The sequence below is a fragment of the Psychrobacter sp. genome (genome assembly GCF_035469765.1).
In the GTDB taxonomy this organism is placed as follows: Bacteria; Pseudomonadota; Gammaproteobacteria; order Pseudomonadales; family Moraxellaceae; genus Psychrobacter.
Map to the genome: position 1 here is coordinate 1 of NZ_DATIRM010000094.1, position 15,656 is coordinate 15,656.

General features: G+C 43.0%; 12 protein-coding genes. 6 read left to right on the plus strand and 6 right to left on the minus strand.

Annotation, left to right across the window (positions count from 1 at the left end; all coding sequences use genetic code 11):
* Positions 1-275: 275 nt before the first annotated feature.
* Complete coding sequence (locus tag VLN09_RS02555; RefSeq protein WP_325243645.1) at positions 276-467, plus strand: DpnD/PcfM family protein; 192 nt, start codon at positions 276-278, stop codon at positions 465-467.
* Positions 468-479: 12 nt separating this feature from the next.
* On the opposite strand, the gene VLN09_RS02560 is transcribed toward VLN09_RS02555, so the two are convergent.
* Together VLN09_RS02560 and VLN09_RS02565 are read right to left on the minus strand one after the other, a co-directional pair.
* Complete coding sequence (locus VLN09_RS02560; protein ID WP_325243646.1) at positions 480-1,502, minus strand: aminotransferase class IV; 1,023 nt, start codon at positions 1,500-1,502, stop codon at positions 480-482.
* A gap of 3 nt (positions 1,503-1,505) precedes the next feature.
* The gene (locus VLN09_RS02565) at positions 1,506-2,162 is read right to left on the minus strand and encodes a hypothetical protein (protein ID WP_325243647.1); all 657 of its coding nucleotides are present in this window, start codon (positions 2,160-2,162) and stop codon (positions 1,506-1,508) included.
* A 423-nt stretch (positions 2,163-2,585) separates the two neighbouring features.
* Between VLN09_RS02565 and aroE the strand changes: the two genes are divergently transcribed.
* Positions 2,586-3,440 (plus strand): shikimate dehydrogenase, encoded by an 855-nt coding sequence (gene aroE, locus VLN09_RS02570; RefSeq protein ID WP_325243648.1) that lies wholly within the window; start codon positions 2,586-2,588, stop codon positions 3,438-3,440.
* 24 nt (positions 3,441-3,464) lie between these two features.
* Here the strand turns inward: aroE and VLN09_RS02575 are convergent, their stop codons facing one another.
* Positions 3,465-4,592, minus strand: coding sequence for an FUSC family protein (locus tag VLN09_RS02575; RefSeq protein ID WP_325243649.1), 1,128 nt, complete (start codon positions 4,590-4,592; stop codon positions 3,465-3,467).
* Between the two features lie 419 nt (positions 4,593-5,011).
* On the opposite strand from VLN09_RS02575, the gene VLN09_RS02580 reads away from it, so the two are divergent.
* On the plus strand, positions 5,012-6,832 hold the full coding sequence (locus VLN09_RS02580; protein WP_325243650.1) for an acyl-CoA dehydrogenase C-terminal domain-containing protein: 1,821 nt from the start codon (positions 5,012-5,014) through the stop codon (positions 6,830-6,832).
* 89 nt (positions 6,833-6,921) lie between these two features.
* On the opposite strand, the gene VLN09_RS02585 is transcribed toward VLN09_RS02580, so the two are convergent.
* Both VLN09_RS02585 and ybaK read right to left on the minus strand, forming a co-directional pair.
* Positions 6,922-7,296, minus strand: coding sequence for a 5-carboxymethyl-2-hydroxymuconate Delta-isomerase (locus VLN09_RS02585; RefSeq protein ID WP_325243651.1), 375 nt, complete (start codon positions 7,294-7,296; stop codon positions 6,922-6,924).
* Positions 7,297-7,382: 86 nt separating this feature from the next.
* Entirely contained in the window at positions 7,383-7,871 is a 489-nt protein-coding gene (gene ybaK, locus VLN09_RS02590; RefSeq protein ID WP_325243652.1) for a Cys-tRNA(Pro) deacylase, read from the minus strand.
* Positions 7,872-8,156: 285 nt separating this feature from the next.
* Between ybaK and plsB the strand changes: the two genes are divergently transcribed.
* A complete protein-coding gene (gene plsB, locus VLN09_RS02595) occupies positions 8,157-10,949 on the plus strand; it encodes a glycerol-3-phosphate 1-O-acyltransferase PlsB (protein ID WP_325243653.1) in 2,793 nt (930 codons plus the stop codon).
* Between the two features lie 108 nt (positions 10,950-11,057).
* Here the strand turns inward: plsB and ettA are convergent, their stop codons facing one another.
* Positions 11,058-12,719 (minus strand): energy-dependent translational throttle protein EttA, encoded by a 1,662-nt coding sequence (gene ettA, locus VLN09_RS02600; RefSeq protein ID WP_325243654.1) that lies wholly within the window; start codon positions 12,717-12,719, stop codon positions 11,058-11,060.
* Positions 12,720-13,075: 356 nt separating this feature from the next.
* Between ettA and VLN09_RS02605 the strand changes: the two genes are divergently transcribed.
* On the plus strand, positions 13,076-14,356 hold the full coding sequence (locus tag VLN09_RS02605; RefSeq protein ID WP_325243655.1) for a ferredoxin reductase: 1,281 nt from the start codon (positions 13,076-13,078) through the stop codon (positions 14,354-14,356).
* 157 nt (positions 14,357-14,513) lie between these two features.
* The coding region (locus VLN09_RS02610) for an acyl-CoA desaturase (protein WP_325243656.1) at positions 14,514-15,656 on the plus strand (1,143 nt) is incomplete at its 3' end.

The following is a 15,656-nucleotide window of genomic DNA, read 5'->3' on the forward strand; positions in this document are numbered from 1 at the left end:
ACGGTGATAAATGTACAATTTCATCAGGTTTGCTTTTAGCCAATCGGCAAATTTCATCAAAAACCATTAAGCGACGGATTTGTACAGGGATTCTGGTTTCTTCATAAATTGGGCGCATGCGATGTTATCCTTTTTTAAAAACAGGATCATTGATCGATTTTCTTTAAGACACAAGCCCACGTAACAAAAGACGATCACTTCTTTTTAAGCGACTTTGCTACTCTAGCGGATATAAATGCTAAATGAATTTTGAGAGTGGTGTATTGGGAATAGTGATGATAAAAGAAGATAAGAAAGCAGAAAGAGTCTTTCAGATAGAAATTGTTGAGACGCTAAGTAACTTAGTGGAAGTTAGCGCAGAAAACGAGCAAGATGCGCTATTAAAAGCTCAAGCAATGTATCGGAATGAAGAAGTTATTTTGTATCCTGATGATTTTATTGATACTAAATTTAATATATTTAGATAGCAATTAAACCAACTAAAAACTCACCATTTCACCCGTTAATAAAGTCAGACTGGTCATTGGCATAATACCGCGCAGCGCATTGCAAAAGAACAGCTGACTTAACTGTGATAAATCCTCATCTTGTAACGACCGTACGATGACTGGATATTTCGTCGTAGACAAGGCATCAATGATTACTTGCCGCATCACGCCAGCGACGCCTGATTGTGCCATAGATGGCGTATACCATTGACCTTGCGTTAAATAATTCACGTGGAGTTTATCAGCACTGCCTTTATCAATGTTGGCGGTATTATTTATCTCTGATGACGGCGACTCTACTAAACGTGAATCGGATAATTGATAAAACACATTGCTCATCGTCCCTTCAACCCAATGACCAGTCATATCACGTAGCAGACCTTCAGCAATAGTTAACTCGATATCAGGCGCTTGGTTATTAGGCGCTTGGTTATTAGGCATTTGGACATTTTGCTTTGACAACTGAGCTTTAATACCTTGTAGCTCAGCACTTGCCAGCACATTATCCAGACGATTTAAGCTTTTAAGTCCGGCAAGTGACGGCGGTAGGCAAGCCAGTTGCGAAGATAAACAAACAGCAGTGCTCATAGGTTGCACTGGGACAAAACTGCCATCTGCCATCGGCAATTGCTCAGCAGTGCCAACCGTCATCGCCGAGGATTTTAGCCAAATCTCACACGCGCTACCACACTCACTTGGCAGATAACCATAACCACGGATATCTTGTACAGCGCGTGTAATGATGAGCTTAAGCATGCCTTGTTGTAGCTGCGCAGCATATGTTTTTAGTATCGCTAGTAGCGTATGGCTATCTAAATCAAGCTGCAAGGCTTTGCCATGAGAGATGAGACGCTGATGATGATAATCCGCCCACAGTATCTGACCTTTGATAACGCCCATGGTGGTAAAAAAACCATCCGCGTATGCTAAGCCGCGATTGTCCAAGAAAGCGGTCGCGACGGTGGTCTGCTTGTCTAATGCCGATAAACAGACCCAGCTATTTGAAGGCTGCATGACTTACTTATTTTGGCTGGCGGATTTATTGAGAATGAGCATACAGCTGTAGAATTCACATTTTGCCAGCTCTACTTTTTGCCCGCCGATGACTGTATTTTTGACAATTTGACCATTTAACATATCAGCTACTAACTTACCGCCTTCATCACCCATCAATTGACGGGCAAGCTGATAGGCTTTTTTGGCATGACCTTGACTGAGTGATTTTTCTTTATCCGAGTCGGTAGGATTGGCAAAATACCAGCCAAGCTCGAGATATTTTTCAGAATCGATAAGATCTAAATAAGGTGCTTCAGTATTCATAAAGCGGTATTTGGACGCAGGATTACTGGCATAATCCAAGCTGTTTTCATCGGTGCTGACCACTTTACCAAGGGTTGATTTGATATCGTCCAATTGGTCGATATTGAGCGACTCAACCTTTTTGGGACCCCATGATGTGACATCATATTTGACTGGGGTGCCCTCTTGCGCAGTAGCACCATCTAAATCAGCATTTGGCACAGGGGCTTTTGGCGTATCGGCGACAGTTTGCTCATCAGCATTCACCTCCTCTGTTGACACCTCACTATTTTTATTATTATCACAGGCGCTCAACGACACGCCAACTGCCATTATCGTACTGACCATAAAGGCCTGTAGGGTATTATTCCACATGGGCAACTTACTCACACTTTTAAATAGTTCTGAAAATGGTATTAACGAGCAGGCAGATGCGCTGCTGATAATGGATCCTGTCTGTTATTAATCGTCTATTTATCGCTAAACGTTATATTCATGCTTTTTCTATTAGATACTCTATCAGGCAGATTATTAAAAGCCTGTTAAAAAGCACTTTGTTAATTTTTTATGCTTCCCTAGTTTACCCAACTGCTGAACGCTTGACCACCCTTTACCTTACCGATAACCCTCACAGGCAGTACAGATTTGTTAAAGACCTAACATCATACAATATCTCGCGACTTGCCTATTTATGTCCAGAGCAATACGTTTGTTAAATGAAGCGTTATCCCTTATGATAAATAAGTTTTGATGGCTTTTTTACTCGCCCTTTTATCCTATATCGTCAGTGGAGCAGTTATGACCCAGCATTTTATTGTTATTGGTAATCCGATTGCTCACAGTAAATCTCCTGAAATCCATACGTTATTTGGCGCGCAAACAGGACTTGATATCTGTTATCAGCGTCAATATTGCCCTGATGACGCAGCAAGCTTTACGGCAGTCATTGAGGCGTTCTTTCATGGTGGCGGCATCGGTGCCAATGTGACTGTACCCTTTAAACAGATCGCTTATGAGTGCTGTGCAGCGCGAGGTGGCTTATCTGAGCATGCCAAAGTCGCTGGCGCGGTCAATACACTATTATTAAATAAAGCCCTGCTAGCAAAAGGTGTACCGCCCGCAGAGGCGCTATATGGCGATAATACTGACGGTCAAGGATTGGTCAATCATATACAGCGCTTAGGCTGGTCTTTGCAGGGCGCGCGCGTGGCAATCATTGGTGCAGGCGGCGCAGCGCGAGGCGTAGTATTGCCGCTAATAGAAGCTGGTATTGAACAGCTAACCATTGCCAATCGTACGTTGAGTAAGGCGACAGATTTGGTTCATGAGCTTAGTATAGCCAGTACTGCTATTGCTGATAAACAGATTAAAACCTGTGTAACGGCGGAGTTGAGCGGAGAATTTGATATCATTATCAACGCTACCTCGATCGGTTTGTCAGGTGAGACATTGCCATTGAATAATGCGCTAAACTGTCACTTTGCTTACGATATGATGTATGGACGTGAGCTGCCGTTTTTACAGCATTTTGAAGCTCGTGGCGCGCAAACATCGGATGGTTATGGCATGCTGATTGGGCAAGCGGCGTTGAGCTTTGAGCGTTGGACGGGACATATTATCGATGTTGCAAAAGCAAGCGAGGCTTTAAAATAGCCATTAGCATAAAGATAGATTCTGCTAACCAAACCGTGTTAGCAGCCACTGCTCCATACGCCGTAGCGGTACACGCAGATTCGTTGAGTGCATGACAACACCACCACTCAAACCAACCACACAGCCCAATAACGTATCAAGTAGGCGTGTGTGGGTCACCTCTTGATAAGCAGCAGAGGTCAGCGGTAAGCCACTGCCATATTCTGCAATAAATATCGTCAGGGGTGTGATGAAAACCACTGCCAAACCATAATGACGATCAATCAATGACTCGATAAACACCATCATCACCAGTATGGCAATCGCCACGCCCCATATCGACAAACCCCAAGAAAGCATCCAACTTGCTAGCCCCACGCCGATCAGTGTCCCAAGCAAACGATGAATCTGCTTAATCCACATTGTACGCAGGTGGATACCTTGAATAATCAGAAAACAGCTAACCGCCGCCCAATAGGGGTTGGGCATATTTAATAGCAGGGCAATCAGTAACGCCAAACCGACAAAAGCAGCGACGATAATGCTTTCAGTTAAGGTATCAGGCTCGTAGTTATAGACAGGTGTGGGCGTCATAGGACGGGTCGCTAATAAAAACAGTGAATACAGCAGCCCTATAATCAAAGCAACCCCGCTACCGAGCATCACCAAACCCGTGGCTGACATAATATCTTCTAATGCCAAGGGAGTAAATAGCGCAATCGCCCCTGCCATCATCACAAACAAACCTGCGGGTGGCGGCTGACGATAGTAGCGTCCAAAGACAACCACACTAAATGCTATTAGTATAAATACCGGCAGTCTAAGGACAGGCACTTGCTGCGCTATCAGCCCAAATGCAAAGCACAGTGACATGGCAAAGCCCCATGCCATCAACGTCACCAAGCGATAAGGCAGCTTGCCAACCAGCGGTAAGTTTAAGATAACCATCGCCCCCAAGGATGCTTTAAGTCCTGAAGACAAAGCATCAAAGTAAGCACCCACAAATACCGGAAAGCTAATGGCAATGGCCGAGACAATCGGCACATGCCATGGACGCTGACTGCGCTTAACTGCAAGTAGATGCTCAAGCTCACCATCAATCAAAGCCTTTAGGCGCAGCAACAACAGTGTCAACCAAGAGACTCGTGTTGTCTTGCGCTTTGATGCGCTCATAACTGCTTTTCCTAATCTACTAAAGGCAATCAACCCATGGGCGTTAAGGTCATTATTTTACTATAGTTATATCTAGGATGAAGGCTCATTCAATAGGATAAATAAATAAATCAAAGCAACTCCACATATAACTTAAATTTTTATTTCTACTTATGGGTCATGAATATTAGTTATTAGTAGTATATTTGTCATTATAGAAGATTTATACTGATAGCAACAAATGACAGCTGTTATTTAGCAAGGACGTCTTAACAGTTATCAAAATGGATAAGTTTTACTTAACAAAACATAATATCGATCCATGATATTTTCTATCTTTTCCCAAATAATCGCACAATCGTTTTCATAAGCCATGGTTTAACTAGTAATTTAAGCAATAACCAAGCGTCTATGCGAGCGAATAACTAAAGAGAATGACTATGTTAACTTACAAAGCACCTTTACGTGATATCAAGTTCTTAATTAATGACGTATTTGACTATCAAACGCATTATAAAGATTTGGATAATGGCGAAAACGCAGATCCTGAAACTGTTGATATGATTCTTCAGGGCATGGCGGACTTTGCTGAAAATGTACTAGCGCCTTTATATCAGCCAGCGGATGCTGAAGGCTGTCATTTTGAAAATGGCGTCGTCACCACGCCTAAAGGCTTTAAAGAAGCTTATGATCAGTTCGTCGAAGGCGGATGGCAAGGTCTTTCATACCCTGAAAAATTCGGTGGTATGAACTTACCGATGTCAATCAACTTGATTAAAGCTGAAATCATCGGTACAGCGAACTGGCCATGGGCGATGTATCCTGGTCTATCGACCGGTTGTATCAATACCATTATGCAGTATGGTAGCGACGAGCAAAAAGAAACCTACTTACATAAATTGGTCGAAGGCTCTTGGGCAGGCACTATGTGTCTGACTGAGCCACAGTGTGGTACGGATTTGGGTCAAGTAAAATCAAAAGCCATTCCACAAGAAGACGGCAGCTATAAGCTTAGCGGTACTAAGATTTTCATCTCAAGCGGTGAGCATGATTTAACGGAAAACATCATACATATCGTTTTAGCACGCCTACCAGATGCACCAGAAGGCACGCGCGGTATCTCATTATTTATCGTACCGAAATTTTTGCCAACTGCTGAAAGCGAAATCGGTGAGCGTAATGGCGTGACTTGTGGTTCTATCGAGCACAAAATGGGCATCAGCTCATCAGCCACTTGTGTCCTAAACTTTGATGATGCGGTTGGTTATTTAATTGGTGAGCCGAACAAAGGTCTAAAAGCCATGTTCACTTTTATGAATACGGCTCGTATCGGGACTGGTATCCAAGGTCTGGCACATACTGAGTTGTCATTCCAAAACGCGCTACCTTATGCTAAAGATCGTCGCTCAATGCGCACCTTATCAGGTATTAAAGATCCTGAAAAAGTAGCTGATGCCATTATCCATCACGCTGACGTACGCCGTATGCTATTGACCCAAAAAGCCTTTGCTGAAGGTGGGCGCTCAATGATTTATCATTCAGCACGCTATGCAGACAAAATGGCACAAGGCATCGCCAACGGTGATGATGCAGAATTTGAGAAGTGGGATGATAAGCTTGGCTTCTACACGCCAATCCTAAAAGGCTTCTTAACTGAGCTTGGTATTGAAGCGGCCAAACATGGTCAGCAAGTATATGGTGGTCATGGCTATATTAAAGAATGGGGCATGGAACTTATCGCTCGCGATGCTCGTATCGCTACCATGTACGAAGGTACGACAGGTATCCAAGCACTAGATTTATTGGGTCGTAAAGTTATCTTACAGTCTAAAGGTAAAATCATTCGCGACTATACCTCAAGCATCATGAGATGGTGTAGCGAGTACGCTCTTGATAAAGAGATGCGTAAATTCGTTTGGGCACTGACCAAGCTATGTGCTGAGTGGAATACGCTAACGGTACGCTTAATGCTGATGGCACGTAAAGACCGTGAAATTATCTCAGCTGCGTCAGATGATTTCTTAATGTATTCAGGCTATGTGATGATGGGCTATCACTGGGCGCGTATGGCAGCGGTTGCTTACGACAAGCTTGAAAATGGTGGCACAGAATCACCAGAATTCTACAAAGCCAAAATCCAAACGGCAGAATTCTATTTTGATAAGCTGTTACCACGCACTTCAGGTCACGCCGAAAGCATGGTTGCACCAAGTGACAGCATGACGGCAATGGATATTGATAACTTTGCATTTTTAGACTAAGATTAAGTAAAAGACAGTCTATAACTACTATAAATAAAAAAGCGCTCAGTTAAATAACTGGGCGCTTTTTTGTGCTGTAGTAAGTTTGGTTAAGCGCTGAGCATCTTCTTATGATACACCACGCTAATCTCCTCAACCTCCACGCATACCTGTAATGATGCGCGCCCTGACTGTGCAGCGCCCAGCGTCTGCTCTATGGTAGTAACCAAGAGCTCAGCAAGCTGATTTCGGATACTCTCATCACGTCCGTTCATTATCTTTAAATGAGCATAAATAAAGCCGTTGGTTTGTTCATCATCTTCTACACCCACCAAAAAAGTATTTAGGGGCAAAATCCGTGCCTTGATATCAGTCGGCTTACCAAAATGACCACTGTCCCACAGCGCCTTATTAAGAGATTTGAGCAGAGACTCTTCATGAGCAATACTGACATTGGGAGTCACTTGAATGGTTAAATGCGGCATAACACTATCCTTATAAATATGAGTAAAAGACGGCCAATAAGCAGCTGTCCAAGTCTAAATTTATTTGATTATTATCACTATCACCCTTAATTATCAGTGATAGCAGCAAAGCACGCAGTAAGCGTCGTCGCCAATTGCGCAGGTGGCAATTCAATCTCTAAACCGCGGCGACCGCCACTGACATAAATAGTCGGCTGTGCTTGTGCTGAGTCATCTACGAGTGTGACCAAACGCTTCTTTTGTCCTAATGGACTGACGCCGCCGAGCACATAGCCTGTACTGCGCTCGACTTGTTTGGGCTCTGCCATTTGGACTTTTTTGCAAGGCAGCATTTTATTAACAGAAAGAGCCTTAGCCATTTTTTTAAAATTCAACGTCTTGTCCACGGGTAAGATAGCCACCGCAAGCACGCCAGCTTCGGTCATTACCACCAAGGTTTTAAACACCTGACTCACATCAACGCCGAGCTTTTCAGCAGCTTCTAACCCATAAGAGGCAGCATTACTGTCATGGATATATTCATGGACTTGATAATCAAGCCCACGTTGTTTGGCAAGATTGATGGCTGGAGTCATAGTATTTTAACTTAATTGCGTAAGATGGACCGTTAAACAAAAATACAGTCTGTAGTAGAGAACTATTATTACCTTAAATATCTTAGCTTTTAAAGCAATGACTTTCAAACCGCTCATTTTTATATTCTGCATCTATATATTTCTAGGGCAATTGCTCATCCTTTGGCTGACGGCATCGTAACCCGTGCCTATGAATATTAGTAGTATATACAGACGCTATATATCGCTTTATTGGCTTTTATGGCATTATAAGCGTAACACATTTGACTAATTTTGATACTAATTATGATACCGAAGTTCTTAAAAAAACGGATTTTTAAAGCGCCAATGGCCAGTGATAACTCGCCTATGACTGAGCATTCAATCACGCCCGAAACGGACGGCAGCCCAACTGTGCCAAAGCCTTATTCGAGTGCACCGATTAATCAATTGTACCGTAAAATATCGGGACAGATGCTAGATGTGGCAGTGAAACCAAAGCTTTTGGGCGAGCTACCTGAGTTTGATCATGATGACCAAACGCTACGGTTTTATGTGCTGCAAGATTACTCGCGCTCCAACAGTATTTTGATTGACCTGCAAACACAAGAGCACAACTTACCGCCAGCATTGGTTGGGGTACAAGATAGTGCTCATAATATCAAAGAAAACGCGGCCATTATATTTTTGCATCACCCACATGCCAAAGAAAACCAATTATCACCTCGCCTATCACGTCTGGTCTCTGCGATTTTGCAGTACCCAGAATTAAAAGTACGCTTAGTGCCGGTATCTATCCTCTGGGGACGTGCGCCAGAAAAAGAGGACTCTCTATTTAAACTGTTAACGGCTGATAACTGGCAAGATCCTAGTATTACCAAGCAGTTATTCAATATTGGTGTGATGGGACGTGATACCTTTGTACAGTTTCATCCACCGCAAGATTTGCGTACCCTGATTAATGACAGCCTTAAAGGTGATGATGATGAGGCGGCTGACTTAAACTCCGCTATCTTTGAAGCTGCTACTCTTGATACGAATGACAGCGATGCGACAGATAGCACCCCTAAAAATATAATCAATATAGCGCCAAACTATGCAGTGGTGGCAGCAGCTGATGGCAATCGTGAGCTTGTGCGCTCATTGCAGCAGCAGCTGAATATTTATTTAGACAAACAGCGCGCCAGTATGCTCGGTCCCGATTTGTCAGACCGACGCAACTTGGTAGATAAGCTGGTTTATTCGCCTGCCATTAAGCATGCGATAGAGGCAGAAGCAGCGGCAACAGGTACTAGCGCTCGTGAAGCGCGACTGCTGGCAAAGAGCTATGCTAACGAGATGGTCAATGACTACTCACATTCCATCATTCGCGGTTTTTATAAATTTTTAACGTGGTTATGGACGCAACTGTATGATGGTGTAGAAGTCCATCACTTCGAGCGCGTACGTGAGCTTGCAGCAGATTATGAGCTGGTATATGTACCTTGTCATCGTAGCCATGTCGATTACCTATTACTGTCTTATGTCATCTATAAACGTGGCCTAAGCATTCCTTATGTCGCCGCGGGTGACAACCTAGATGTGCCTTTTTTAGGCCCGATATTACGCGGCGCAGTGGCTTTTTATATACGTCGCAGCTTTCGCGGTAATGCGCTTTATACTGCCGTCTTACGTGAATATATGCACACCCTTATTACTCGTAATACGCCGATTGAATACTTTATCGAAGGCGGTCGCTCACGCTCAGGTCGTTTGCTGCCACCGAAAATGGGTATGCTAGCAATGACCGTGCACAGCCAATTGCGTCAAAGCAACAAGCCAGTGGTCTTTATTCCGACTTATATCGGTTATGAGCGCATCATGGAAGGCGGTACCTATGTCGGTGAGCTAAAAGGTAAACCTAAAGAGTCTGAGTCATTACTTGGACTGCTAAAAGTCGGTCGCAAGATTGAGCGTATTTTTGGCAATGTGCACCTAAGCTTTGGTACACCGCTACATTTAACCGACTTTATGACCAAATTTGATGTGCCGGAAAACAGCTTACCTGCTGATCGCACCGATACCCCGCTCGATGATAAAGCCAGCGCCATGGTCGATAATATCGGCGTCAAAGTCATGCAGCATATCAATAAAGCAGCGGTGGTTACTCCAGTATCCTTGCTGTCACTGGTGTTGCTATCTGCACCAAAATCGGCGCTCGATGAAGATATTTGCCGCGAGCAGATTGCCCTTTATCAAGGTTTGGCTCAACAGCTACCGTATTCAAGTGATACGGTCGTCACCGACATGTCACCGCAGCAAATCATTAATTACGGTATTAAGCTGAAGCTTATTGAGCGTATCCCTCATATCTTGGGCGATATCATTCAGATTGCAGGCAAGCAAGCGGCACTACTGAGTTATTTTCGTAACAACATTTTGCATGTATTTATTCTCTTGTCTTTCTTATCGGCATTGGTGGCGCGTAACGGTCGTATCGACCGCAGTCGTTTGGATAATATTGCCAAACAGCTCTATCCATTTTTGCAAAGCGAGCTGTTTTTATACTATCCTGCGCACGGTTTGGCGGACACTCTGAACAAAAAAATCGATATTCTCATCGCCCATGGACTGATTATAGAATTGGACGATGGCATGCTGAGCGTGCCTGAAGCCAACAGTAGATACTATCAACAGCTACAAGTGCTTGCCACGCCTGTTGAGCAAAGCCTTGAGCGTTACTTTATGACCTTAGCCCTACTCGCACAGCAAGGCTCAGGCAACTTGACTGAAAACGAAGTGGTTGATTTATGTCATTTGCTTGGTCAACGTTTATCAGTGCTATACGCTGATGACATTCCAGACTTCTTTGATCGTGCATTATTCACTAGTTTCATTGGTGCCTTGACTCGTCTGGATTATTTACAAAAAGAAGAAGAAACCGGCATTTTAACCTTTGATCATCGCATCAATGATATTGCCCATCATGCAAAATATGTCCTTACTTCTGATATGATGCAAATTTTGCAGCAAGTTTCTAGTCTTAATGAAGAAGAAATTGCCCATGCCATCACTGAAATCAGTAATAAAAAGCAGCGTAAATTCGGGCGTAAGCGTTAATTTTTAAATCATTTAATAACACACAAAAAATGATAACGCATAAAAAAGACCTCTAATAATTTAGAGGTCTTTTTTTATCTTTAAATTTAAAATTTCTAAATAACAGTCCTAGGTTGAAATCTTTTTATACTTCATACGCTTAGGATTGGCATCATCACCCATCGTCTTTTTGCGATAAGTTTCAAACTCAGAATAGTTACCATCGAACCAAACTGGGCCTTCTTCTTCGAATGCCAAGATGTGGGTCGCGATACGGTCAAGGAACCAGCGATCATGCGACACCACCATAACGGTACCTGGGAAGACTTGAATCGCATCTTCTAGCGCACGTAAGGTTTCGATATCCAAATCGTTTGATGGTTCATCAAGGAGCAATACGTTCGCGCCTTGCTTCAATGTCTTAGCTAACTGTAAGCGATTACGCTCACCACCTGACAATTGACCCACATGCTTCTGCTGGTCTGAACCTTTAAAGTTAAAGCGACCGATATAAGCGCGGCTTGGCGTCGTATAGTCACCAACGGTAATGATATCAAGCCCGTCAGAGATTTCTTCCCAAACGGTTTTACTGTCATCTAAGTTATCACGTACCTGACCAACATAAGCGACTTTTACGCTTTCGCCCAAATCAACTGAACCAGTATCTGGTGTATCGCGTTCGGTAATCATGTTAAATAGCGTAGTTTTACCCGCACCATTTGGACCGATAATACCAACGATAGCACCGGCTGGGACATTAAAGCTAAGATTTTCATAAAGTAAACGGTCGCCAAACGATTTGGAGATATCGTTGACTTCGATGACTTTATTACCCAAACGTGGACCCGGTGGAATATAAATCTCAGAGGTCTCGTTACGTTTTTGGAATTCTTGTGAATTCAACTCTTCAAAACGCTGTACACGAGATTTAGACTTGGCCTGTTGACCTTTTTGGTTTTTGCGAATCCAATCAAGTTCTTTTTTCAGCGCTTTGGCAAACGATTCTTCTTGCTTATTCTGCTGCTCTAGACGCGTATTCTTCTGCTCAAGCCACTCAGTATAGTTGCCTTCATATGGATAGCCATGACCACGGTCAAGCTCCAAAATCCACTGGGCAACGTTATCCAAGAAATAACGGTCATGGGTAATGGCAACGATTGTACCGCTGTAATTCTGTAGGAACTGCTCTAACCATGCCACGGACTCAGCGTCCAAATGGTTGGTTGGTTCGTCCAGTAATAGCATATCTGGGCGTGATAATAGCAGGCGGCATAGTGCCACACGGCGTTTTTCGCCACCTGATAATTTACTCACATCCGCATCCCATGGTGGCAGACGCAATGCATCAGCAGCTTTTTCTAGCTGGGTATTTAAGTTATGCGCATCCCACGCTTGAATGATGTCTTCCATCTTACCTTGCTCTTCAGCAAGCTTATCGAAGTCGGCATCAGGCTCAGCATATTCGGCATAAATAGCATCCAGACGAGCGAGCGCATCTAACGCCTCACGCATACCGTCTTCGACGTTACCACGTACATCTTTGCTGTCATCAAGCTGTGGTTCCTGCGGCAGATAACCAATTTTGGTGCCCGTTTGCGCACGAGCTTCACCACTAAACTCAGTATCCACGCCCGCCATGATGCGTAGCAAGGTTGATTTACCTGAACCATTGATACCCAAAACACCAATTTTGGCACCGGGGAAAAAAGATAAGTTAATATTTTTTAAAATTTCACGCTTAGGTGGAACAAGTTTTGACACGTTGTTCATCGTGTAAATATATTGAGCCATTAACACTCCGATAGACTGCATAAAAGAGATAAACAAGCAGAATTAACAATACTGCTAAGTACGCTGCACCTCAAAATCAGGGGTATTCATTGATTGTCATTATCGCATTGTGGCGCAACCCCTGCAAGCTAACTGGCTGTTTTATAGCTTGTTTCATGCCTTTTATCACAAAGCTGCAAGCATTTTACATAAAAGCTTCTATTAAAATTATCATTCAGCTTACTGCTGTATCTTTCTAATTCATTGCTGTTTTATAAAAACCACAAAAAACAGCATCAAATACTTCGCAAAATTAATCAATAGTCTCTATTATATTAGTTAATCTTAATAAAAATAGTTTTATAAAAAGGCATTCCATGACGACTGGCTATCGCCCTGAACTTATCCAACGTGCGTTTGTTGATTTTATCAGTACGCGCCTTCACCCATTTTGGTCATTAACCGTGCCCAAGTTGCGTCTTATAGCACGTCGTACACTCAGTGATGACTTGATAGCGCTACAATTTGAGCCTAATCGCGCCTTTAAACAGCAAACTTTTAGTTCAGTTGATAATTCAAATGATGGTTGGCATGGCGGTCAGCATATTAATTTAAGCGTACTTCTTGATGGTGTTTATCATCAACGCAACTATTCATTGGTTGGTTTACCGCAGCAGCCATTATGGTGGCATGAGGACAACGATAAAAACTCTAATGGAAATAAAAATAGCTTTGATGAGAAGTCGCAACTGCAGGCTATTACCTCGACGATAACTATTGCTATTAAGCCTCAAGGTCTAGTGTCAGATTACTTAAGCAAATATGCAGCACTGGGTACTATATTTAATAGCAGTTTACCCGTCGGTGAATTTACTCTAGCTCACACAGTGTTAGAACAGCAAGTACAGCAGATAAGCAAACCGTTATCTCTTACCTCTGTACCAGTACCACTATTATTTATCGCTAGCGGCAGTGGTATTACGCCAATGCTAGGTTTGATTACGCAGGCGCTGCAAAATGGGCATCAAGTAACGCTGCTATATTATAATCGTACAACTTTCTATCAATCATTATTGCAGAATCAATGGCAGCAGCTAGCTGCTAAATATCCAACATTTATTTATCATCTTATTAATACTGAAGACCCCAATACTTATCTGGCAGGCTCGCGACATTTGAGCGTGCAAACTTTAATAGCATTAAAACTACCACTGATGGATACAGAGATATTTGCTTGTGGTTCGCCAGCGTTATTAGCAGCTTTGTACCGCGCTTGCGATGAGATTAACTTGCCACATGGCAAGCAGCTACGTGACAACATTACGATAGAAAGTTTTAGTGCGATAGAAAGCTTCGATTATATTTTGTCTGGTATAGATAAAGCAGACGAAGAAGCCGCTACTACCGAAGCAAAAACCATTTATTTACGTGGACGACAACGTCAATATAACAGCAGTACCACGTTATTATTGGGTGCGGAGAACGCTGGTATTCGTTTGAACCACGGTTGCAGGCAAGGTATATGTCAGCTATGCCGCTGTAATAAAATCAGCGGTAGGGTCAAAAATATTCAAACCGGTAAGATAAGTAATGATGGCTATGAGTCTATTCAAACCTGTATTAATGTACCAATGACCGATGTCGTATTGGATATTTAGCAGAATTATCAAGGATAAAATAACCTTTTATAGCCACCTATAACTTAGTTATTACCTAAAGAATATTCATTCGTATTTTGTCTTAAAACTGACACCAATGATTAAACCGAATATTGTGATTATCATTTATTGAGGCACTTTCGGACAAGGATTATCTATGCGCTTGTTACCCCCTATATTTAAAGCTCAATTTGCGGTACCTATTGTAACTTCATTAACCGATGCACCATTCAAAGCCACGCCATATCCGACGTTAACGGGTGCGCCACTACCAAAAGTGGAAACCGAAGCCCTTGCTAATGAGTTGAATGCACTGTATCAAAGCGTGATGGACTCACTAGGTAGCGATGATGCGCACTATATTCAGCGTATTTATGGGACCGTGGTATATAGCGAGGTCATTTCACGTGTACTGCTTGCATTCGCTGGGCAATTATCATCAAAACGTAGCAAACTTGGCGTTTGGTTACTGGGCACATCCTTGCTAAGCTTTAGTAAAATTTTAAACAATATGGAGCTTGGTCATAACGTTATGCATGGTCAATATGACTGGATGCAGCACTCTCATCTTAACAGCCAAAAGTTCGATTGGGATATCGTTTGCCCTGCGCCCCTATGGCAGCATTCGCATAACTACTTGCATCATACTTTTACCAATATTGTCGGTCGCGACCATGATGTCGGCTACCACTTGATTCGCGTTACTGATGAGCAGCCTTGGACGCCAAGCGATCGCTATAACTTATTTAAGACGATGATATTGGCATTAGGCTTTGAATGGGCCGTCGCCTTCCACGATATTCAAATCAGTGTCGACGAGTACGCAGACGTACCAAAACTGACAGACATAATGCAGCCAAAAGCTCGTGCACTATTTGGCAAAATCGCCCGACAAGTTGGTAAAGATTACATTGCTTTTCCTACGGTGGTAGGTCTGACATTAGGTCGTGGTAGTGCTTTGACGACTCTAAGCGGTAATATCACTGCCAATATCGCTCGTAATCTATGGACATGGGCAGTGATATTCTGTGGTCACTTTACCGAGCAGGCGCATATGTATACCCATCTTGATGCCAATGAGAGCAAAGGTGATTGGTACGTGCGTCAAATTCTCGGCTCTAGCAACATTCAAGGTAATAAATGGTTTCATATTTTGACCGGTAATTTATCGCATCAAATTGAGCATCATATCTTTCCCGATATGCCTGCTAGGCACTATGCGAAGATTGCACCAACCGTACAAGCCATCTGTAGTAAGTACAATTTAGCCTATAATACTGGGCACTTTAGTCAGCAGTTT

Coding starts and splice junctions, on each gene's coding strand:
- ybaK (WP_325243652.1), bottom strand. CDS start 7,871: ATGACTCCAGCCATCAATCTTGCCAAACAACGTGGGCTTGATTATCAA.
- plsB (WP_325243653.1), top strand. CDS start 8,157: ATGATACCGAAGTTCTTAAAAAAACGGATTTTTAAAGCGCCAATGGCC.
- VLN09_RS02575 (WP_325243649.1), bottom strand. CDS start 4,592: ATGAGCGCATCAAAGCGCAAGACAACACGAGTCTCTTGGTTGACACTG.
- VLN09_RS02580 (WP_325243650.1), top strand. CDS start 5,012: ATGTTAACTTACAAAGCACCTTTACGTGATATCAAGTTCTTAATTAAT.
- VLN09_RS02585 (WP_325243651.1), bottom strand. CDS start 7,296: ATGCCGCATTTAACCATTCAAGTGACTCCCAATGTCAGTATTGCTCAT.
- VLN09_RS02605 (WP_325243655.1), top strand. CDS start 13,076: ATGACGACTGGCTATCGCCCTGAACTTATCCAACGTGCGTTTGTTGAT.
- VLN09_RS02555 (WP_325243645.1), top strand. CDS start 276: ATGATAAAAGAAGATAAGAAAGCAGAAAGAGTCTTTCAGATAGAAATT.
- VLN09_RS02560 (WP_325243646.1), bottom strand. CDS start 1,502: ATGCAGCCTTCAAATAGCTGGGTCTGTTTATCGGCATTAGACAAGCAG.
- aroE (WP_325243648.1), top strand. CDS start 2,586: ATGACCCAGCATTTTATTGTTATTGGTAATCCGATTGCTCACAGTAAA.
- ettA (WP_325243654.1), bottom strand. CDS start 12,719: ATGGCTCAATATATTTACACGATGAACAACGTGTCAAAACTTGTTCCA.
- VLN09_RS02565 (WP_325243647.1), bottom strand. CDS start 2,162: ATGTGGAATAATACCCTACAGGCCTTTATGGTCAGTACGATAATGGCA.